Source organism: Paraglaciecola sp. G1-13 (genome assembly GCF_055809255.1).
Map to the genome: position 1 here is coordinate 3,650,801 of NZ_CM147903.1, position 22,182 is coordinate 3,672,982.

The following is a 22,182-nucleotide window of genomic DNA, read 5'->3' on the forward strand; positions in this document are numbered from 1 at the left end:
CGTTACGGGAAACGAGATTCGTATCCGATAACCGGGTTACGGCAACCGCGTAGTCGTGACCCTTGGGGTCGCATACTAAGTAACAATTGTCCGTTACTTCTAACACGTTCAAATTTGGAGCGGGAAACGAGATTCGAACTCGCGACCCCAACCTTGGCAAGGTTGTGCTCTACCACTGAGCTATTCCCGCATCGCATCATGATTTGTGACAAAATCATCCGCTGTCATCAACAGCGGGTGCGCATTTTACAAAAACTAGCGTGGGACGCAAGCCCTAAATTGCATTTATACGAAATTGTTTAGCTTGAGTGCTCAGTTTATCGGCATTACGCTGAAGAAAAGGGCAAAGCGGGTATTTTCACTTTAAATATTGAATATGTGTTGACGATAAAACACGAGCTCTGCAATCGACTCGCGAATGTCATCTAGTGCTAAATGCACGCCTTTCTTGCTGAAACCTTCTAGTACTTCTGGTTTCCAGCGCTTAACTAATTCTTTTAGGGTGCTTACATCAATATTGCGATAGTGGAAGTAGTCTTCAAGCTCCGGCATATACTTCACCATAAAGCGGCGGTCTTGACCTATGGTATTACCGCATAATGGCGAAGCCCCCTTAGGCACGTATTTTTCGAGAAAGCGGATGGTCTCGGCCACTGCGGTCTGCTCGTCTACCGTACTTTTACGGCAGCGCTCGGTTAATCCCGATTTGCCGTGGGTGTCGATACACCATTGGTTCATGTTGTTGAGCACGTCGTCAGATTGGTGGATCGCAAGTACCGGCCCTTCAGCCAATATATTTAAGTTGGCGTCCGTCACGATAGTGGCTATTTCCAGCACCACATCTACTTCAGGATGCAATCCCGTCATTTCCATATCAATCCAAACAAGGTTTTGTGCATCCACCGCCATGGTTTCTCCTAAAATCGCGCTAAATTAAGTTGTTGTACGGAATTGCTATAATTCCGATCGAGCTAACGTTACCATAATACTAGATATTAGAAGCAAATGCAGATATTCACCTGTGGCGAAAAAACCAAAACTTACCCATAAACAACGTCGACAAGTCTCACATAATCGCACAAAGCGGTTAGCTGAGCCGGCAACCACCCCCACCGACGATCAATTAGAAGATCAGCAATCCGGTCGAGTGATCGGCCGTTTCGGTAAGCATGCCGACGTGGAAGACAAGGACGGCAATATTCAGCGCTGTCACATCCGCCGCACCGTGCTAAGTGTAGTGTGTGGCGACGATGTGCTATTTCGCCCAGGCAAAGACGGCACTGAAAGCATCAGTGGCGTAATTGAAATAGTGCAAGACCGTAAATCGGTGCTCACGCGCCCCGATTTTTACGACGGCGTAAAACCCGTGGCCGCCAACATTGATCAAATCATAATCGTGAGTTCGGTCATACCGGCCCTGTCTTTAAACATTATCGATCGCTACTTAGTGGCCTCAGAAGACGTTGGAATAGAACCCGTTATCTTGCTCAACAAAGTAGAACTGTTAAGTGCAGCTGAACGTGAACATGTTGAAGAACAATTACAAATTTATCGAAATATTGGCTACCGCGTGGTGTACACAAGTTGTAAAACCCGCACGGGGATCAGCGATCTCGCTCTGTGTTTGAAAGACAAGGTTAGTGTATTTGTCGGTCAATCAGGTGTAGGTAAATCAAGCTTGGTCAACGAATTACTACCTGAAGCCGAAGAGATTACCAATGAAGTATCGGATAACTCTGGCTTAGGCCAGCACACCACGACCACAGCCAAATTACTGCACTTCCCACAAGGCGGTGATTTGATTGATTCACCTGGTGTGCGCGAATTTGCCTTATGGCACATGCCCATGGAACGCCTGACCTGGGGCTTTAAAGAATTTAGAGATTACATAGGTGGGTGCAAATTCCGCGATTGTACGCATGCTGACGACCCAGGTTGTATCATTCGAGCTGCTGCAGAAAAAGGCGATATCAGCATGTTACGCTATGAGAGCTACCACAAAATACTGTCAAATTTAGATGAGCAGCGTCCTTCGCACAGTAAGGTATAACAATACGGTGAGGATTCTGGCGACGTACGACAAAGGCGTCAAAATTTCTCACCATTATTAACTAGCATATAGCAGTTCGTGCTTATCATCCTTCCCACTCAATAAATTATTGCTGTACAATCGTTGGCGGTAAAAAACTTTTCGTTTTAGGATTCTCATTTTGTTCGATTCGATAAAAATTGCATTGCAATACATTACACCTAAGCATCTGATTTCACGCTTAGTAGGTAAACTCGCCGCCGCTAAAGCGGGTGGCTTAACCACTGGGTTAATTAAGCTATTTATTAAACAATATAAGGTGAACATGGCCGAAGCAGAGCGTGAAAACCCCGCTGATTACGCTTCGTTCAATGAGTTTTTCACCCGCGCTTTAAAAGATGACGCCCGCGTTATTTGCCCTAACGAGCAAGACTTAGCGATGCCAGTAGATGGCGCAGTAAGTCAGTTAGGCGACATCAAGCACGACAGTATATTTCAAGCAAAAGGCCATGATTACAGCCTAACGACTTTGTTAGGCGGTAAACCTGAATTAGCGACAGCTTTCAAAAACGGTAAATTTGCCACTGTGTATTTATCGCCGAAAGATTATCACCGCATTCATATGCCCATGGACGGCCAGCTAACTGACATGGTGTATGTGCCTGGTGAACTTTTTTCTGTTAGCCCGTTAACCGCTGAGCGCGTACCAGGTTTATTCGCCCGTAATGAGCGCGTCGTGGCTATTTTCGATACCCCTAAAGGCAAGATGGCCATGGTGTTGGTGGGAGCCACCATTGTTGCCAGCATTGAAACCGTTTGGGCAGGCACAGTGTCACCACCGGTAGGTAAGAATGTTGTTCATTGGCAGTACCCAAGCGAAGGTGAAGACGCTGTTTTTCTTAAAAAAGGTGACGAGTTAGGTCGCTTCAAATTAGGTTCAACCATAGTGGCGTGTTTTGAGCCTGACATGGTGGAGTTCGCAGATTATAGCGCTGGAGATGACACTCGCCTCGGTGATGTTTTCGCTACTCTGACTCAATAGTCGTGGACCCGGTTAAAAAGAGCCTGTGGTCTCTACACCTCACTGTTATCTTGTTGGGGGCAACGGCACTTTTCTCAAAAGTGATCCCCCTGTCAGCGACTGATATCACCTTCGGTCGCTCCATAATTGCTTGCGTCGTGTTATTTTCGTTAGTCAAAATGACTGGCGGTAAGCTGTCCCTTGCCCGTAAAAAAGATTACTTCATCGGCATTGGTTTGGGGATTTTGATGGCTGCCCATTGGGTTAGCTATTTTGCTGCTATGCAGTATTCGAGTGTGTCTGTTGGCATGATAGCCTTATTCACGTTCCCTGTTATAACGGTTTTAATTGAGCCCTTCTTCGAGGGTATTCGCCTAGTTTGGCAAGATATATTAAGCGCGCTAGTGGTGTTTATTGGCATATTTTTGATTGTGCCTGAGGTGTCTTTAGAGAACGATGTCACGTTAGGTATTTTGGTTGGTATCTTGTCAGCCGTGCTGTATGCCTTTCGCAATTTATGTCACAGGAAATACTTTTCTCACTACAGTGGTTCGCTGGCTATGGCGTACCAAACCTTAGTGATCTTCTTTTGTCTAAGCTTTTTTATTACTCCAGAATTGCTAAACGCGAGCGGCCAAACGTATATTTATTTGGCATTGTTAGGTACGTTTTTTACTGCTGTGCCTCACGCACTAATTGCCACCAGCTTACAGCATTTACGCGCAAAGACCTTCTCATTGGTCGCGTGTATGCAGCCCCTGTACGGCGTGATCTTGGCCATATTAGTGCTCGACGAGCAACCCAGCTGGCAAACTTATGTGGGCGGATTATTGGTGATATCTGCTGCTTTGTACGAAACTGTTAACACTCAGAAATTACACAAGAAATAGGTCGATTCTATGCTTGTTTTTGCTCATCGCGGGGCCAGCGCCGACGCCCCCGAAAACACCTTGCTTGCTATCAACAAAGCACTTGAACAGGGCTGCGATGGTATTGAGATAGACGTTCATCAACATGGCGATAGGCTGTTATTAATCCATGACCATTGGTTGCATCGCACTACCAGTGGCACAGGCCAGCTTAGTGAGCATAGTTTTGAAGCTCTGCAGCAGCTTGATGCAGGATTAGGCGAGCGCATCCCGACTCTTTGGCAAGCCATGGCGCTAATTGCGGGGCGTTGCATACTGAACATTGAAATAAAAGGCGTAAGCGATGTTCAGCTGGTTTTGGACAATATTGAAAAAGCCATACATGAACTTAATTTCACGTTAGATCATTTCATTGTTTCATCTTTTGATCATCATTTACTGCGCAGTATTAAACAGCATAAGCCTGATTTAAAGATTGGTGCATTGACCGCAAGTAAACCTATCGATTATGCAGGTTTTGCGCAAGCTCTAGGGGCATATTCGATCAATGCTGATGTTACCTTCGTGGACGAGGCATTCGTATTGGACGCCAAACGCAGAGGCTTGAAATTTTTTGTGTATACGGTTGATCAACCAGCAGATTTAGCACAACTGGTAAGCTGGGATGTAGATGGTGTGTTTAGTAACGGTCCAGGTAAAGCAAAAATGTTCATTACCGATTTAGTCACACTTGGTGGGAGTTTCGCTAAGTCATAACAGGGCGTTACATTGACTTAGCGGTTTATATTAACGCTGCACTCATTGCCGCGTTAAAGAAGATATCAGTCAGTGGAGCAACTGCTTTCAGACTCGCAGCTATGACAGCTTTGGCATAATTTTAGGTTCACCACATGAGCACCAACAATCAACATTGCGCCAATGGCAATGGTAAATGGCTCATAGGTTTCGCCAAACATGTCTTTATTCCAATAAATAATCCCGCCAAGCATTAAACTATACAAAGGGTAAATTTGGCGGTGATAACGATAGAATCCAGACAATAATGCCCAAAATCCTACGATCATAGACAGAGACAAAATAGTACGCTCAAACCAATCTTGCGCAAAAAAGCTCGCGCCAATCAAAGGCAGCAAAGGGATAAGAATAGGCAAGGCCAAACAATGCACCGCACATAGACTAGAGGCCCATATGCCTAGTCTGTCTAATAGCGATTTGTTTTCTGTTGCTTGCATTTCTGGTCAATCCTCAATAAGTTGAACGTTATAATATAACATCAATGAGATTATGCCAAACATTTTCAAGCTGATTTGCAATAAATATTGATCAAAATTGCACTAACTTATGCTGATTTTTGCAGCGTCTTTCTTTCCATAAATACGTATAAAACTGAAATCATTGAACCCTGTTTTTTTGTTTACGGTTAGCCCGCAGCATAAAATTACGCGGAGTTAATTGCCCTGAACAAAATGTGCCTACTTCTATTTGATAACCCTGCTCGTGCATGAAGAGCGCTCGGTCAAGCACTAACCACAATTCCATCGCACGGCGAAAGCAGCTACGCACCGCTTCGAGTCGGGCAAGCAATACGCGGCGCTGTTCGCCTATTGCTAAATAATGCGCTACTTGCTCAGCATTGGCGTCGAATGTCTGCTGTTTCTGCTGTGCAGCCCATTGGCAAAAGTCACTAAACCCATTGGCCAGTTGGCTTTTTTTCACTGATGGCAAAGGTATGTAATGCTCGGCATCAAGTGTATCTCGCAGCCATGTATCAAAACCCAAACGATAAGTCAGCTCGCGCTCGCGCAAACCTTGCTCGCGAGCGCCTGCGGTGGCAACTTGTTTAACGGCCAATTTTAGGTCGTCTTTGCTGATAGACAGCCCGTGAAGGTGCAGTGACGCTCGCCCTTGATGAGACAAACCGGAATAAAGCGCATCTTGCGTGAGGTGGTAGCAGCAAGGAGATATGACCACGTGTGGCGTATGTGCTTTCGCTGCACTTTTTAATAAACTGATGTGTAAATCGCCACAGGCATGTAAAGCCACTGCACAATCTTTATCTGTTAAATGCGCTGCACTTTGGGCAGCGAGCGCATCACCACACACAAAACGTTGCTGCACATTGGCTTTTTGCGCGAGTGTTAGACCTTTATCACATAACGCCTGTTGCCACTCAACACTGTCTACTGGCGAAGAGGTCGTTAACGCCAGTAAACGTCCAAGATGCCCCATACCTGCACACCACTCAAGAAAGCTATTGGCCTGTTGCGCTGCCCCAAGTGCAAAATAGAAAGCAGTGATCTGCTGCCACTTTCGCCCGCCAATACCATGGCTAAAATGCACCGGCACACCCTCTACCTTCGGCATTCCTAGGGACGCGTTTGTAGCGGGTACATTAGCCCCTTCATTAATAAAAGAGTCAACTTCAATCAACGCGCTTATATCACTTAAAAAGGGTAAATAGGCCGCCATACTGGTAAGGGGACCTGCCTGCGCTAAATCACTCACGGATCGCAAATCTAACCAATCGCAAAGCTCTGGGTAATCTTCGCGCCAAGGTAAATCAGTTTGGTCAAAGGTAGCAAACTGCCATAAACCTCTGTGCTCAGCTAACAATTGCGTAAGCTGCTCAAACCGATAGGCAAGATTAGGATCTGACGGATGAATATGTGACATGTGGTGGATGGCTACTTGCGTTAAATAAAGGTTAAAAATAGAGGTCTAAAAAGAGAAACTGAGTCTAGGTGTTCGTCTAGGGTACTATCAGCTTAATTGTCCCACGAAATGCGGTCCCAGCGAAATACCTCCCCTGCAAACGGTTTTGCCTGCATTGGCTTAAATTCCTTACACTAAGCATTGCTGAATTCCCCCCCTTGGCTATAACTCTTTTGCTTTTTGTAATAATGTTGTGGCCAAGTGTCATATGGAATGAACCTGATGAAAATAACCAAAAGAGCTTTTATCAAAGCCAGCGCAGCAGCCGTTGCCTCCCTTCCCCTTTCCCAATCGGTATTTGCAGCAAATAAGCCAGTCGCCTTAGTAGAAGATAATGTAGCAACGTTATCCGATATCACAGACTCCAGTCAGCCTATTAGCCTAAATGAACGCAAAACCCGCATACAAAAAGCGCAATCACTGATGGCAAAAGCAAACATAGCCGCCATGATTCTAGAGCCCGGTGCAGCGATGGATTATTTTACCGGCATTCAGTGGTGGCGAAGCGAGCGCTTAACCGCTGTGGTGATTCCTCGTGAAGGTGACATTGCTGTTTTATGCCCCTTTTTTGAAGAGCCGAGTATCCGTGAATCCCTTAAAGTGGGTGACGATGTGCGCGTCTGGCAAGAGCATGAAAGCCCATTCGCGTTAGTTAAACAGATTTTGACCGATCGCGGCGTGGATAAAGGCCAATTAGCCTTTGAACACTCAGTGCGTTACTTCGTGCTCGATGGGGTAATGAGCCTAATGGGTAATATGCGCCATACCTCTGCCGACCCTATTACTCAGGGCTGCCGCATGTTTAAGAGCGCCCACGAAATTGCACTTATGCACAAAGCCAATGAAATTACCCTTAGGGCGTATCAACATGTATACGCTAACCTAGCCTTGGGCATGAGCCAACAAGATGTGAATCAACTCATGAGCCGTGCTCAGGCACAGCTCGGTGGCCGCGGGATTTGGACCATGGCATTGTTTAATGAAGCCAGCGCGTACCCTCATGGTAGCAAACAAGCGCAAACCATTAAGAATGGCTCAATCGTGTTAATGGACTGTGGCTGTGCGGTGCACGGGTACCAGTCAGACATTAGCCGCACGTTTGTGTTTGGTGAGCCGAATAAAAAGCAGCAACAAATTTGGCAAACCGTGCGTAAAGGCCAACAAGTTGCATTTGAAAAGGCACAAATCGGCTCACCAGCGGGTGCGGTAGATGATGCTGTTCGTGCTTATTACCAATCCCAAGGGTTAGGTCCTGAATATCAATTACCTGGGCTTTCCCACCGTACCGGTCACGGCATAGGCATGGAAGGTCACGAACCGGTTAATTTTGTGCATCAAGAGCAAACACCACTGCAAACTGGCATGTGCTTTTCAGATGAGCCGGGCATCTACCTACCCGGTGAATTTGGCGTACGCCTTGAGGACTGTATTTACATGACTGACAAAGGGCCGCGCTGGTTCACTACCCCGCCTGATAGCCTTGAGTCACCCCTCGGTACTCTTGCTGCGTTATCTCCCTTAGACTCGTTATCCCACTTAGAATCTGTATCCCCCACAGAATCATTATCCCAATAAAATAAGAACTCATTCATGAACCAAACCACAATAAAAACCTCACGCAGACTGCGCACTACCCTTGGCACGCTAAGCCTTTTAGCGATTTCAGCAAGCGCTTGGGCCGATGCTACTCAAGACTTTAAGCATTTACTGCAAACCCACTGGCAAGAAGCACAAAAAGAGAAAATATTCTTTCGCACTGACCCAGATGCATGGAAGCCCCAAGGAAAATTAGCAGATTTTAGCCCACAAGGGTTTGAGCGCCGAGAAGACTTCAATCAGAAAATGCTTGAACAGTTGGCTAAAATTGATGTGGCGCAGCTCAGCCCGGGCGAGCAAGTTAGCTACCGCTTATTCCAGTACGAGCGTGAAACCGAAGCCAAAAGCTATCAATTTCAAGATCGCTATTTCCCCATTAACTTTTTAAGTGGCTGGCACACCTATTTTGTCCAGGCCCCTGCCAATATGGCATTTTTAACGGCACAAGATTACGACCAATACTTAGTTAGCCTTGAAGACTACCCACGCTTTAACCAAGAAAATATCGATTTGCTTGCACAGGGCGTTGAAAAGGGCTTTGTACAGCACTGTGAAACCTTCAAAAATTACCAGCAGTCTATTACTGATCATATTGTTGAAAATCCACAAGACAGCGCACTGTACGACCCGTTCACGCGCTTCCCTAGTCAGTTTAGCGAAAAGCAAAAAACACAATATGCCGCTAAAGGTGCCGCTCTTATCAAAGATTCAGTTGTACCTGCCTATGCGCATTTCAACGATTACTTTGTGAATGACTACATGGCTCACTGTCGCCAAGAGCCGGGTATTTCTAGTGTCAAAGGAGGGGCGGAATACTATGCTTACACCGCGAATTATTACACCACCACAGACTTAACGCCCAAGCAAATCCACCAGCTCGGTTTGGACGAAGTTGCTCGCATCAGTAAGGAAATGGAAGCCATTATTCAACAAGTGGGTTTTGAAGGAAGTTACGCAGAGTTTCTTCAGTTTTTAGCTACCGATCCGCAATTTTATGCTCAAGACCGTCAAGACGTGATGGAAAAAACCGCTTTTATCACGCAAAAAATGTACGGCAAATTACCCAGTTTTTTCGCTACCTTGCCACGTAACACCTTCACCATTAAAGGCTCAGCGACACGCGGCGCGTTTTACATGCCACCGCCAGATAATCGCACTCCCGGCACTTACTTTTTAACGTCTGATCCCGCCCAGCAACCACTGTACAACCTAGAAGCACTGAGCTTACATGAAGCAGTTCCTGGTCATCATTTGCAAAATGCGATTGCTATGGAATTAGAGGTGCCTGAGTTTCGCCGCACACTTAATCATTCCGCCTTCTCTGAAGGTTGGGGCTTGTACTCTGAGCGTTTAGGCAAAGAAGCTGGTTTTTACCAAGACCCTTATTCAGATTTTGGCCGCTTAGGCTACGAAATGTGGCGCGCAGTGCGACTCGTGGTGGATACAGGCATTCACGCCTTTGGCTGGAGCCGCCAGCAAGCGATTGATTATTTGGGCTCGCGCACGGCTTTGACCGAAAAAGCCACTGCGGATCAAATCGATCGTTATATCTCTTGGCCTGGTCAAGCGCTGTCTTACAAAATTGGCGAGCTTAAAATCCGCGAATTACGCAGCAAAGCAGAGGCCAGCTTGAAAGAAAAATTCGACATTCGTCAATTCCATGACGTGATTATCGGCCAAGGCTCGTTGCCCATGGCCGTACTTGAAGACAGCGTGAACCAATGGATTGAAACGCAGCTAAAACGCGATGAGTAACTGCTCGTCACGATTTGTTACGCTTTAATGGCTTTGAGCTTACAAATAAGCAACGAATACGTAACCCCCTCTATTGAGAGGTTTACGTATTCCCCTAAACTAAGCCCTCACGTTAACGCTGAGCCTAATCGGTACATAAACACCTAAATACAAAAAGACTTCTTAGAAAGTTTAAAAACATAATCAATACAACACCTAACCCAGGGGACAGAGCAAATGGAAAGACGCGACTTTATTAAACTAGGCAGTGCCGGTATGGGCACCCTAATGCTACCTATATCGGGGGCGGCGATTTCAGCCGATCAACTTCTCGATAAACCGATGGACGTAGCCTATAAAAAGAAGCTTGCCGATATCGCTTTAAATGCTGCCAAAGCAAAAGGCGCCACATACGCCGATGCCCGCATTGGCCGCTATTTAAATCAATTTGTGACTACCCGCGAAACCCGTGTCGATAATATCGTTAACACAGAATCAGCTGGTATAGGTGTGCGTGTTATTGCGAACGGCACATGGGGCTTTGCGTCTACGTCAAACATGACACCAGATAGCGTCGCTAAAACCGCTGAACAAGCGGTTGCCGTTGCCATGGCTAACTCTAAATTTCAAACTACGCCGGTACAACTTGCCCCTGTAAAAGGTGTGGGTGACGTCAGTTGGCAAACCCCCATCGTTAAAAATGCCATGGAAGTGCCCATTCAAGACAAAGTGGATTTACTGTTGTCAGTGAACGATGCCGCCATGAAAAATGGCGCAAGCTTTATTAGCTCACGTTTATTCTTAGTAAACGAACAAAAATATTTTGCCTCCACTGATGGCTCATATATCGACCAAGACATTCATCGCTTATGGGCACCTTTTACTGCCACAGCGGTAGGTAAAGATGGTTTCAAACAACGCTCAGCATTAGGTAATCCTGTCGGTATGGGGTATGAATACCTAGACGGTTTAGAAAAAGACAAAGTGCGCATTCAAGGCGCAAATGTTGGCTACCATAATTCCTACGATATGGTTGAAGATGCCGCAGCCGCTGGTAAACAGCTGCAAGCCAAACTAAAAGCAAAATCCGTAGAGCCAGGTAAGTACGACCTAGTGCTAGACCCTGCGCATTTAATGCTAACCATTCATGAATCGGTTGGTCACCCGTTAGAACTTGACCGCGTGCTGGGCTATGAAGCGAACTACGCAGGCACTAGTTTCGCGACATTGGATAAATGGAAAAGCGGCAACTTCCAGTACGGCTCAGACATCGTTAATTTGTATGCTGATAAAAACCAGCCGCACACTCTAGGTAATGTGGCGTTTGATGATGAAGGCGTTAAAACCAAAGAATGGGATTTGATCAAAGATGGTGTGTTAGTGAACTATCAAGCCACACGCGACCAAGTACATATGCTCGGGCAAAAAGAGTCCCACGGTTGCAGTTATTCACAAAGCTGGCGCGATGTGCAGTTCCAACGTATGTCGAATGTATCGCTACGTCCAAATGAGAAAGACTTATCAGCTGACGACGTAATTAAAGACGTTGAAAAAGGCATTTATATTGCTGGGCGCGGCTCTTACTCTATCGACCAGCAACGTTATAACTTCCAGTTTGGCGGGCAATTATTTTACGAAATTAAAGACGGCAAGATTGTCGATCAAATTGAAGATGTGGCTTATCAATCTAACACCCAAGAATTTTGGAATAGCTGCAGTCAGTTAGCTGGCAAATCAGATTACAGAGTGGGCGGTTCGTTCTTTGATGGCAAAGGCCAGCCTTCACAAGTGAGCGCAGTTTCTCATGGTTGCCCTACCACGAGGTTCGACAACATTAACGTGATTAACACAGCGCGCAACGTTTAAGCAGCTCACTTAGAAGGAATACCACCATGACAATTATTACCCAACAACACGCAAAAGAGCTGCTGAGCAAGGTCCTTAAATTCTCAAAAGCCGATGAATGCGAATGCAATTTAGAAAGCAAAGTGGGCGGCAATATTCGTTACGCACGCAATACCGTTTCCACCTCAGGTGAAGAAAGTGATCTGATCCTTATCGTACAATCTACCTTTGGTAAACGTACAGGCACAGCCACCATCAATGAGTTTGACAACGCTTCACTTGAAAAGGTCGTTCGACGCTCAGAAGAGCTGGCCAAACTGGCACCTGAAAACGAAGAGTTCATGCCGATATTTGGTAAACAAACATACGCCAAAGCGAATACCTATTTTGACTCCACCGCCAACGTTACCCCTGAGGATCGCGCTCAAGCCGCTTTTGATAGCATTGAGCCATCTAAAAAGAACAAGCTTATTGCCGCAGGCTTTTTAGAAGATGCAGTGGAGATGAGCGCCATTATGAACAGCAAAGGCTTATTCGCCTACAACACCTCTACCAATGTCGATTTCTCGGTGACTATTCGTACCGAAGATGGCAAGGGTTCAGGCTGGGCATCAGGCAACTACAGCGACGTAAAACTGCTAGATACGGCTAAATTGTCTTCTATTGCTATTCAAAAATCGAAAGGCTCTGCTGATGCTAAGGAAATGGAGCCAGGAAAATACACGGTAATTCTTGAGCCCGCGGCGAGTATTGGCCTTATTCAAAATATGATGCGTGCGTTTGATCAACGCTCTGCAGATGAAGGTCGCAGCTTTTTGAGTAACAAGTCTGCAACAGGTGAAGATGCCCCGAAAAATAAACTGGGCCAAAAGATGTTCGACGAGCGCGTGCACATTTATTCTGATCCTCAACATGCTATTGCTCCTAGTGCACCTTTTGCTGGGAATGGTTATCCATTGAATAAAATCGATTGGATAAAAGACGGTACGATTAAAAATATGCCTAATTCCCCCTACTGGGCGAAACACACCAAAAGCGAATACATACCGAGTAATCGCAACATTTTGATGAGTGGTGGCGATCAATCATTAGAGGACATGATCAAAAATACTCGCCGCGGTGTGCTTGTTACCCGCCTGTGGTATATACGGGGCCTCGACCCACAAACCTTGTTGTACACTGGTTTAACGCGTGATGGCACGTTTTACATTGAAAACGGCAAGATCAAATATCCGATCAAGAACTTCCGTTTCAATGAAAGCCCGATCATTATGCTCAACAACATAGAAGCATTAGGTAAACCACAGCGAATTGAAGGTAGCATGATACCGCCCATGAAAATTCGCGACTTCACCTTCAGCAGTTTGTCTGACGCTGTATAAGTCGTTGATTTTTGGTTTTAGACTCAGGCTCTTATGAGCCTGAGTTCTTCATTAACGACCTCTATTGTTTAGTAAGTTGCGTGGTAAGTCATGAAATTGTATCGTCGAAAATTTATTAAAAACGCGTGTGTGGCGTTTGCTGCACAGGCGTTATTTCGTGGTACGTATTCATGGGCCCAAAGCAGCGACTACGATTTCTATTTCACCCGCTTAAGTTACGAATCAGGTGATTGGGAAGTAGACGAGCGTATGCCCGCCAACGTGCTCAACTCATTGATTGAATACACCAGCCTGCGGGTAGACATTAAAGAGCGCATTGTGCCTTTATCAGACCCTGCCATGCTAAACGCGCCTTTTTGCTATATGGCGGGCCACAGATTAGTGCAATTTAGTGACGCTGAAGCACAAAACTTTAAGCGTTACGTGGAAAATGGCGGCTTCGTTTTCGTAGATGATTGCAACCACGATATAGACGGCATGTTCGCTAAAACCTTTGAAGCACAAATGGTCAGTCTGTTTGGGGAAGAAGCGTTACAAAAAATACCTAACGATCACCCAATTTACAGCGCCTTTTTTGCTTTTGATGGCCCGCCGCGCACCTCTATCGAGCTCAACGGCTGGGGTGATGATCTGGTTCACAACTACCTTAAAGCCATTATCGTTAACGGAAAAATAGCGGTGCTATACAGCAACAAAGACTTAGGCTGCGAGTGGGATTACGATTTTCGTAACAAGCGATGGCTTAAAGAGGACAACACAAAATTTGCGGTGAATATCGTGTTGTACGCTATGACAGCGTAAACCATCAAGACAATAGAGCGCCCAAACTATCCATAAGAATAAAGGCAATATGACCATGAGCACCACAAACAGTTTCCCTTATCAGCAGGACCACGGACCATCTGAGCAAGAGGTTTTACAGTTACTGAGCAAGCTTGCTGATGTCAGCGATGAACTCGCCCGGGTCATTGTCGGCCAACGAGAGGTCGTGCAGCAATTGCTGGTTGCCATGTTAGCCGGAGGTCATTGCTTGCTCGAAGGCGCGCCTGGTTTAGCCAAAACGTTGATGGTCAGTTCATTAGCGAAAACCTTAGAGCTAGATTACAAGCGTATTCAATTCACGCCTGATTTAATGCCCAGCGACATCATAGGCACGGAAATACTGGAGACCGACCACGACAGCGGCGAGCGTTTTTTTAAGTTTAAGCAAGGCCCTGTATTTACCAATATTTTATTGGCAGATGAAATTAACCGTACACCGCCAAAAACTCAGGCTGCATTGCTTGAAGCCATGCAAGAACGCACCATCAGCTACGCGGGGAGTATTTACCCGCTGCCGAAGCCCTTTTTCGTATTGGCCACGCAAAATCCAGTAGAACAGTCTGGCACGTATGCCTTGCCGGAAGCTCAGCTTGATCGTTTCTTAATGTTTGTGCGAGTAGGTTACCCAAGCGCTGAAGAAGAAGTCGAAATTTTAGCGCGCACCACTGGCACTCAACAGGTCACGTTAAATGAGGTACTGCATACCCAAGATATTCTGACCTTACAGGGCTTAGTGCGCCAAGTGGATATCTCTGGCGAATTATTAACATACATCAGTGAGCTTACGCGCAATACCCGCCCAGACAGCACAAGCAACCAAAGTGTTAAAGACTTTGTGCGATGGGGTGCTGGCCCCCGCGCGGGTCAAGCTTTGGTGTTGTGCGCCAAAGCGAATGCTTTGCTCAATGAGCGATTTGCCGTGACCTTAGACGATATTCACAAGGTTGCCCACGGTGTGCTCCGTCATCGCATACTGCTTAACTTCCAAGCTCAGGCGCAAAATATGGACACTGACGGGGTCATAGACAATTTGCTCAAGAATACCCCGCGCCCTAAAAGCCCGTTAACATCGAATGCTTCATCAAGTCGCGTGGGTTAAACATGCAACAATGGATTGACCCGCTTACGCTTTCTCGCGTGAAAGATATGCCCTTAGTCGCAAAAACCGTGGCCGATGGCGTATTGCATGGCCAGCACACCAGTGTACAAAAGGGATCGGGCATCGAATTCAGTCAATATCGCAGCTATGAGCCCGGGGATGAACTGGGCAAAGTGGATTGGAAACTATTCGCACGCTCAGACAAATATTTTGTTCGTGAAGCTGAACGTGAAAGTGATACCCAGATTTGGTTAGTACTGGATGCCAGCCTGTCTATGCTGCAACAATCTGCCGCCAGCAAAGCGAAAAATGGCTGGCACAAGCTAGATTACGCCCGCTACTTTCTGGCCACCATTGCTTATATTGCACAGCAGCAAGGTGACTCCGTGGGGCTCATCGGGTTATCAGATCAACACATCGACTTTTTGCCCTGTGGTACAGGCCAGCAACATTGGCACAAATTAATGCTAACCCTAAGCCAATTAACGGTTGGTAAGCAATTTCCCAGCAGAGCGAGTCTTGAGCGCCAGCTCGGCAAGGTGCACCCTCAGGGTTTGATCTTTGTGCTCAGTGATTTTATACAACACAACCAAGAAATTTTAGAGTTCATTCAACCATTGAATTACGGCCACAATGAAGTGGTAGCTATGCAACTCGTCTGCGATGATGAGCTTATCTTCCCTTATAAAGGGCCTATAAGAGTCGAAAACCCAGAAACGCAGGAACAGCGTCTGGTATCGAGCTCAGAAGTAAAGACGCAATATTTAGCAGCGTATAAGCAATATCAATCTGACTTAAAAGAGCGACTGACGCAGCAAAACATCGCGCTTTTTAGGGCTAATATCGACGAGCCATTAGACAAAAGCGTGTACGCCTACCTAACGTCTCGTTCACGGGTTAAATGAGCATGGAGGGCATATTTAGCGCACTGAGCAATACGTTGCTATCCCCTTTGTGGTTATTAGGCATGCTAACTTTGGCGATCCCTATCGGCATTCATTTTTTCAGCAAAAGCAAAGCGCCGCTCATTTCTTTTGCCCAATACGCGCTTATTCCCGTCAGGCAAAGCTCCGTGCCTAATGCCCTGCGCCTCAGCCAATGGTTATTGCTGTTGTTACGGATGGCCATTTTAGTGCTACTGAGTTTGTTGTTAGCTCAGTGCATCAAGCAAACAGAAGATGACAGTGAAACGCACTACTTTTTAGTCAGTCAAGATTGGCTACTATCAGCTCAAGACAATGATAAACAAACCTTGTTAGACGCCTTTAACCAAGCGCAGAGCAATACCTCCAATCGATTAATCCTATTGAGTCAAAGACAAAACGAGGCGTTAGACGACAAAGCCCTCTTAACAGCAGGTTTACTAAACAAACTCGTTTCAGCAAATGGCAACGGCACACAAAAAGACACGGAAGCAAAAGCCCCTTTATCGATTTGGCAAAAAGTGGCTGACTTCATGTTTTTACATCCATCGATAACGCCAAATAACGTGCATGTATTTACCACTGACCGATTATCCCAATTTAATGGTGATAAACCTGCCATGTATGACTCAGTGGATTGGCACATAGTACAGATTAAAAACAGCGAGAACACGCCACTAAAATCCAGTGTATTACTGCTATCTTCCGCAAAAAACCAAATACAAACACAATACCTAAGAGCGGCATTTGACGCCTTAAACACTGAAAAAAACCGTGAAATTGCAGTAGATACATCATTAACAACATCAACGATTAAACCGGCTCAACTTAAACAGTACGCATGGATATTTTACCTAGGTGACACCGCCCCAAGCGCGAACTTAGCAAAGGCGATGGAACAATATGTTCAAGAAGGCGGTCAGCTGTTTATAACCGCTACAAAGCAGATAGTAAGCAGGGGCCGTTATTTTTTACCTAACTCTGAAAGCGACAATGTGTTTATAAAAAAAGTAGGTCAGCCTGCATTTCTAGCCAGCAAAATGAACAACGGTGAAATTAAAGTAGTATGGCAAACAGCTGATAAGCAGACCCTCTTAAGCAGAGCCGAAACACAGCAAAAAGACACCTTAAATAATGAGGATAAAGGCGGTCAAATTTTGACGTTTTATAGTCGGTTTGAACCAAACTGGACGAATTGGGTAACACAAGCGGACTTCCCCTACACCTTGGATAAAGTGTTGAATCAGGCGCTTTATCAGCAACAATACATCACACAAGGGACAGTGGTTAAAGCTCAGATAGCCTCGCAGGATGCGTCAAGTACGGCCAGTCAACACTTATCCGGTCAACACTTATCCGGTCAACACTTATCCGGTCAACAGTTAACTTCACCGCTAAACCCTCAACGAGACCAGCACATTTATTATTGGTTGCTGAGCTTACTTGTCTGCGCTTTTTGCCTTGAGCGCGTATTGAGCGAATACCGTGGGAGGTCGTTACCCAAAGGTGCAACCAGCTGATGGCGCAATCAACAGACGTATTCGACCAAGAAACACCAGCACAGGGAAAAAGCACGCTGCAAGCCCTTTTGAATAGAAGCAAAAGGCGAAAACTGCTTCAACATCTGTTGCAATGCAGCCCCCTTCTCATGTTGATAGCAGTGCTCCTAGCAGTAGTATTTTCCGAGCCATCTGCCGTGCGACCTGCGACAGCCATTTTGATCATATTAATGACTGTTAGTGTATGTGCGGTATATGCTTTCTATCGCCCGTCATATCGCGCAATCACACTGAGCAATTTAGCGAAGGATCTTAACCGCCGCTACCCTTCACTCGAGGAAAGCTGCGAGCTATTACTTGAAAGCAATCAGGAAGCCCCGACAGTGCTGCGACGATTACAATATCTGCGTACGGCACGAGCATTGGTCCAATTGCATGAAAATACGCAGGTAGATCTGGTACCCCACTATCCTTTGAAACCCGCCTTAATGGCCAATGTGATCACAGCGCTGTTTTGCTTATCTATTTGGTACTTTCTGTGGGATGTTAAACAAATACAAACGGCGCCAAACGCAAGCATCCCGAACATAATGGATAAAATCGATGAACATCGCCCGCCAGCTGTGGCTCAACTCATTGATGCAAACGTCACAGTAGACCCGCCCGCCTATGCAATTGGTCTTCATGGTTACCAAAGCAAACAACCTCAGCCCTTAGATGCGCAGATACTTGCAGGTAGCGAGGTGAGTTGGCAATTGACGTTTTCGTCTCAAAATCCCCCAGAAAGTCAGCACTATTCACTGCAATTGAACGACGAGAATTTACCTTTAACCCTTATGCCTGATGGCCGCTACACGCTTAGCAAAGTGATCCACCGCTCATCAATTTATCAAGTTTTGGATCACCTGCAACGTATTATTGCACTGCATAGCATTGAAGTGATTGCAGATACTCCCCCTGAAATCGTCTTTTTAACGCCTCAAGCAACCATTACTGAAATTCAAACATCAACCGAAAGCTTTGAACCGACGCTTCGCACCCAAGTTGAAATCAGTGATGATTTTGGGTTAAGTAAAGTGGAGATTTTAGCTTCGGTAGCGAAAGGCTCTGGGGAGGCGGTTAAATTTCGCGATAGCGTGTTTAGCTTCGATACGGTCAGCAGCGTGGATAACACTGATAACGTTGACGGTACGCAGATGTATAGCAAAGAGTGGAATTTGTCTGCACTGGGCATGGAGTCAGGTGACGAACTGTATTTCAGCGTCAAAGCGTGGGATAACCGCGAAGGTCAGCCCCAACTCACACAGTCTTCGACAAAAATTATTCGCTGGTTAGATGAAGACGTAGCCACAGTGTTCAGTGAAGGCACTGTGATTAGTAACATGCCCGCCTATTTTAAAAGCCAGCGACAAATTATTATCGACACCAAAGCGCTTATTGCACAACAGTCTGAAGTAACCGAGCAACAGTTTAATCACACCTCACAAGCATTAGGAGTGGCACAGGCTGATTTGAAACACAAATACGGTCAGTTTGTTGGGGATGAAGTCAGTGGGATCACGCGCTCAATGGAAGATGGTGACAGCCAAAAACACGATGAAAAGCATGACGAGCACGCTTCAAGTGAAGAACATGAACACCTTGAACACCACGACGAGGACGATGAACACGCTTCTGAGGAGCATGCTGGACATCAACACGAAGGTGAGAATGACAGCACGGAAGATAAATCAGGCTATCAAGCGGCTATTGAACAATTTGGCCATGCTCATGGTGAAACCGATGTCGCGATTTTCAAAACCCAAGGGGGAATTGAGCAAAACCCAAGAGTGATGATGAAGCGAGCTATCGGGCATATGTGGCAAGCGGAAAGTCAGTTACGCTTAAACCGCCCACAAGATGCGTTACCCTATGAAGAACAAGCTTTAATTTGGCTAAATCGGGCTAAAAAAGCCGAACGCATTTATGTCAAACGTCTTGGGTTTGAGCCGCCTCCAGTGACTGAAAAACGCCGCTACCAAGGTGAGCTAACAGACATCGAAAACAACGTATTGCACACACCTATCATTGAAGATGAAACGGACGTGCTAATAATAAACAAGGCAATCTTGATGTTAAACGCCACATTAAAACCCAATATTGCATTCACCCCAGAGGAACAAGAAACACTGCTCAAAGTCGATGCTCTGCTAAATACCCTGCTAGATAGCAACCCAGAAGTGATTGAAGCGCTTAGTGCTTTGGCGCAAATTCAGCGCAGTAACCAAAGAATGCCTCGTCAATGCCACTCGTGTGTAGATACCGTAATCGCACAGCTCTGGCGTGTGTTACCGCCAGCCCGTTATCAAGCCCAACCGCCAGCTAAACCATACACAAACACACAACCTGCGATAAAGCAGTTCACCCAATTTAGATTGGAGCAGCAAACCCAATGAGCTGGACATTAGCCCAAGTAGGCACCTACACCCTTGCCACACCTCAGGGTATGCCATTGCTTTTATGTGTTGTGCTCGGTGTCGTGTTAATCACGGCTTGGCTAACCAGTAGCGTTTTGATGCTCCGGGGCTCCCTAAGTTTGAATAGCCAAGCAGCGCGTGCCAGCGCACCTATGGCAATAGCTTTAGTTTGCATTAATACATTGGCGTTTGCGGCGTTGCTCGCCACTGTGCTCGATATTAAAAACAGTACCACGCACATTGAGCGCGCAGTTTTAGTGACAAAAGGCACTACCCCAGAGATGCTTGCAACGTTTGAAAACCAGATCCAGCAGCATTCATATGGAAAATATACACATCGTTGGCTCGATTTAAAAAGTGAGCTACAGCTTGATGATGCCCAGCACATACCTTCCCCTTCTTTATTGGCACATGCCATTGGAGATATGACTGAACTAGTCGTACTCGGGGACGGGCTTAGCCCAGCTCAGTGGCAAACATTATTTTTAGCAACGGATAACTGGGGTACGCCTGAAAACAGCAAGGTGGGAGTCACGTTTATGCCAAGCGCTGAAACCCTAGGCATAGTGAATATATCTTGGCAGAAACAGCTACAAATTGGGCAGGCATTACACATTCGCGGTTCGCTATCTGGTGAAAGCGACAGCGAGGCAAGTGAGGATGATGAAGCGCCAAGCGGCGTAAAATCCTATATTTTGCAACTAGTCAGTCCAAGCGGCGAAGTTGAACAAGAAATATCGTTAAGACGGGGCGAAGCGTTTAGCTTGGTGACTCACCCTAAAGCTGCTGGCCAATGGCGCTACCCTTTACGGCTGCGTGATAAAAGCAGCAATGCCTTGTTAGAAGAAAACGATATTGCTCTATCGGTTAGCCAGAATGACTCACTGAGCGCACCATTGAGCTCTGCACAAATCAACACTGCGCTGCGCACAGCGATTTGGCAATCAGCCCCCTCTTTTGAAACCAAACACTTAAAGGAATGGATTAGTGCGTCCGGTAACGCCGTTACTGTCACCACTCAAATAAGCCAAGACGCTTATCTACGCCAATATATTAACCAACCTACGCCAGACGCTAGCACAGTTACCCCAATTCAACAGGATGACCATTTTTACCCAGCAGAGACGTTAGCTGACATTGACATTCTGTTTATGGATGGCCGAGGTTTGAACAACTTGTCAAAAGACCAAACGCTGCGTTTACAGCAAGCGGTAGAGGGCGGCCTAGGCCTCTTCCTGTTCGCAGATAGTAATTTGGTTTCAGAGGATACAAAAGACCTAACAAAGCGCTTGAATTTACCAGTATTGCGCGAAGATAAACAAGCTGCCGATGAGTTTACGATCGTCTACCCTAAGCAAATTGCGCTTCGAGCAGCGCAAGCCCTGCCCGCACCGACTGATTTAACCTTGCGTGTTGGGGCATTCAGATTTGATGATGAAGAAGCTGAAACATTACTGGTAGCGCCAAACGGTCGATCGCTAGTCAAGCGTCATTCCCAGGGGTTAGGCCAAGTTGCTATTACCTTATTGCCCCGCACCTATGAGTGGAAGTTAAATCAAACAAACGGAGAATATGAGCGGCTGTGGCATTACCTCATAGAACACATTGCGCGCAATTCAAGCGCGAATTATTGGCTAAACGAGCCCACTTCAGGGCCGGTATTTGAGCGAAGCCACGGCGACGCGTGTTTGCGTATCGCGAGTAAGAACCACAATTTTGAAGTCTCAATGGATTACATTCAAAGGCCAAGTAACGAGCTTGAGCAGCAACCTTTGATTTTAAACCAACGCCCTGAGCAACCTAACATCGCGTGCGCCCATTATTGGCCTGAATCGTCGGGTTGGCATCGTATATCGGCTTCAACACCACAGGATAGTCAGCCTAATAGCACCAAGATTACAAGAGGAGTAAGTAATGCTATTACCGCACAGCAATACCGATATGTGCATTCAATAGATTCATGGCTTGCAGCCCAGCAAGCAGCTAAGCACTGGGCGAGTCATGGGGTGGCAGACGCTTCGGCAAAAACAAATTTGCGCCCCCGTAACGTCACACTGAATAAAGGCGCACCGTTCGCTATGTTGGTTCTTCTGCTCAGTGCACTATGGCTAATACGCCGTTTACGTTAATCTAACTAGAGGTCATCTTAGTAAACGGCGGAACGCGTCATTTAGGTAAAATAAAGTGGGTGGCTC

The 22,182-nt window shown here is 46.2% G+C and carries 17 protein-coding genes and 1 tRNA gene; 14 read left to right on the plus strand and 4 right to left on the minus strand.

The genetic code is table 11. The annotated features are described in order from the left end of the window. Positions 1-115: 115 nt before the first annotated feature. Positions 116-190: transfer RNA gene (locus tag AC0L6N_RS15560), tRNA-Gly, on the minus strand. A gap of 173 nt (positions 191-363) precedes the next feature. After that, positions 364-909 (minus strand): oligoribonuclease, encoded by a 546-nt coding sequence (orn, locus tag AC0L6N_RS15565; RefSeq protein ID WP_006994305.1) that lies wholly within the window; start codon positions 907-909, stop codon positions 364-366. A gap of 112 nt (positions 910-1,021) precedes the next feature. Here orn and rsgA point away from each other — a divergent pair, with 112 nt between their 5' ends. The 4 genes from rsgA to AC0L6N_RS15585 all read left to right on the plus strand — a co-directional run bounded on the left by rsgA (position 1,022) and on the right by AC0L6N_RS15585 (position 4,675). Beyond that, positions 1,022-2,050 carry a small ribosomal subunit biogenesis GTPase RsgA gene (rsgA, locus tag AC0L6N_RS15570; protein ID WP_473475779.1) on the plus strand — a complete coding sequence of 343 codons (1,029 nt, stop codon included), beginning with the start codon at positions 1,022-1,024 and terminating at the stop codon, positions 2,048-2,050. A gap of 160 nt (positions 2,051-2,210) precedes the next feature. Continuing rightward, positions 2,211-3,071 carry an archaetidylserine decarboxylase gene (gene asd / locus AC0L6N_RS15575; RefSeq protein ID WP_011576213.1) on the plus strand — a complete coding sequence of 287 codons (861 nt, stop codon included), beginning with the start codon at positions 2,211-2,213 and terminating at the stop codon, positions 3,069-3,071. 2 nt (positions 3,072-3,073) lie between these two features. After that, on the plus strand, positions 3,074-3,940 hold the full coding sequence (locus AC0L6N_RS15580) for a DMT family transporter (protein ID WP_473475781.1): 867 nt from the start codon (positions 3,074-3,076) through the stop codon (positions 3,938-3,940). 9 nt (positions 3,941-3,949) lie between these two features. Further along, complete coding sequence (locus AC0L6N_RS15585; protein WP_011576215.1) at positions 3,950-4,675, plus strand: glycerophosphodiester phosphodiesterase; 726 nt, start codon at positions 3,950-3,952, stop codon at positions 4,673-4,675. A 65-nt stretch (positions 4,676-4,740) separates the two neighbouring features. Here the strand turns inward: AC0L6N_RS15585 and AC0L6N_RS15590 are convergent, their stop codons facing one another. Together AC0L6N_RS15590 and AC0L6N_RS15595 are read right to left on the minus strand one after the other, a co-directional pair. Beyond that, positions 4,741-5,151, minus strand: a complete 411-nt coding sequence (locus AC0L6N_RS15590; protein ID WP_011576216.1) for a MerC domain-containing protein — start codon at positions 5,149-5,151, stop codon at positions 4,741-4,743. 160 nt (positions 5,152-5,311) lie between these two features. Further along, positions 5,312-6,592: a methyltransferase gene (locus AC0L6N_RS15595; protein WP_473475784.1), complete on the minus strand. Its 1,281-nt coding sequence runs from the start codon at positions 6,590-6,592 to the stop codon at positions 5,312-5,314. A 261-nt stretch (positions 6,593-6,853) separates the two neighbouring features. Between AC0L6N_RS15595 and AC0L6N_RS15600 the strand changes: the two genes are divergently transcribed. The 10 genes from AC0L6N_RS15600 to AC0L6N_RS15645 all read left to right on the plus strand — a co-directional run bounded on the left by AC0L6N_RS15600 (position 6,854) and on the right by AC0L6N_RS15645 (position 22,116). Continuing rightward, positions 6,854-8,206, plus strand: coding sequence for a M24 family metallopeptidase (locus AC0L6N_RS15600; protein ID WP_473475786.1), 1,353 nt, complete (start codon positions 6,854-6,856; stop codon positions 8,204-8,206). Positions 8,207-8,221: 15 nt separating this feature from the next. Further along, positions 8,222-9,982: a DUF885 domain-containing protein gene (locus AC0L6N_RS15605; protein WP_473475788.1), complete on the plus strand. Its 1,761-nt coding sequence runs from the start codon at positions 8,222-8,224 to the stop codon at positions 9,980-9,982. Between the two features lie 216 nt (positions 9,983-10,198). Next, complete coding sequence (locus AC0L6N_RS15610) at positions 10,199-11,827, plus strand: TldD/PmbA family protein (protein ID WP_473475790.1); 1,629 nt, start codon at positions 10,199-10,201, stop codon at positions 11,825-11,827. 26 nt (positions 11,828-11,853) lie between these two features. Further along, the gene (locus tag AC0L6N_RS15615) at positions 11,854-13,188 is read left to right on the plus strand and encodes a TldD/PmbA family protein (protein ID WP_473475792.1); all 1,335 of its coding nucleotides are present in this window, start codon (positions 11,854-11,856) and stop codon (positions 13,186-13,188) included. Between the two features lie 90 nt (positions 13,189-13,278). After that, a complete protein-coding gene (locus AC0L6N_RS15620; protein WP_473475795.1) occupies positions 13,279-13,989 on the plus strand; it encodes a DUF4159 domain-containing protein in 711 nt (236 codons plus the stop codon). Positions 13,990-14,044: 55 nt separating this feature from the next. Then, complete coding sequence (locus AC0L6N_RS15625) at positions 14,045-15,109, plus strand: AAA family ATPase (protein WP_041714583.1); 1,065 nt, start codon at positions 14,045-14,047, stop codon at positions 15,107-15,109. Positions 15,110-15,111: 2 nt separating this feature from the next. After that, positions 15,112-16,014 (plus strand): DUF58 domain-containing protein, encoded by a 903-nt coding sequence (locus AC0L6N_RS15630; RefSeq protein WP_473475797.1) that lies wholly within the window; start codon positions 15,112-15,114, stop codon positions 16,012-16,014. Between the two features lie 2 nt (positions 16,015-16,016). After that, positions 16,017-17,552, plus strand: a complete 1,536-nt coding sequence (locus AC0L6N_RS15635) for a BatA domain-containing protein (RefSeq protein WP_473475799.1) — start codon at positions 16,017-16,019, stop codon at positions 17,550-17,552. Next, positions 17,552-19,966 carry a DUF4175 domain-containing protein gene (locus AC0L6N_RS15640; protein ID WP_473475801.1) on the plus strand — a complete coding sequence of 805 codons (2,415 nt, stop codon included), beginning with the start codon at positions 17,552-17,554 and terminating at the stop codon, positions 19,964-19,966. Before AC0L6N_RS15635 ends, AC0L6N_RS15640 begins: the two co-directional genes overlap by 1 nt. Then, positions 19,963-22,116: a hypothetical protein gene (locus tag AC0L6N_RS15645; protein ID WP_473475803.1), complete on the plus strand. Its 2,154-nt coding sequence runs from the start codon at positions 19,963-19,965 to the stop codon at positions 22,114-22,116. Before AC0L6N_RS15640 ends, AC0L6N_RS15645 begins: the two co-directional genes overlap by 4 nt. The last annotated feature ends 66 nt before the right edge of the window (positions 22,117-22,182 follow it).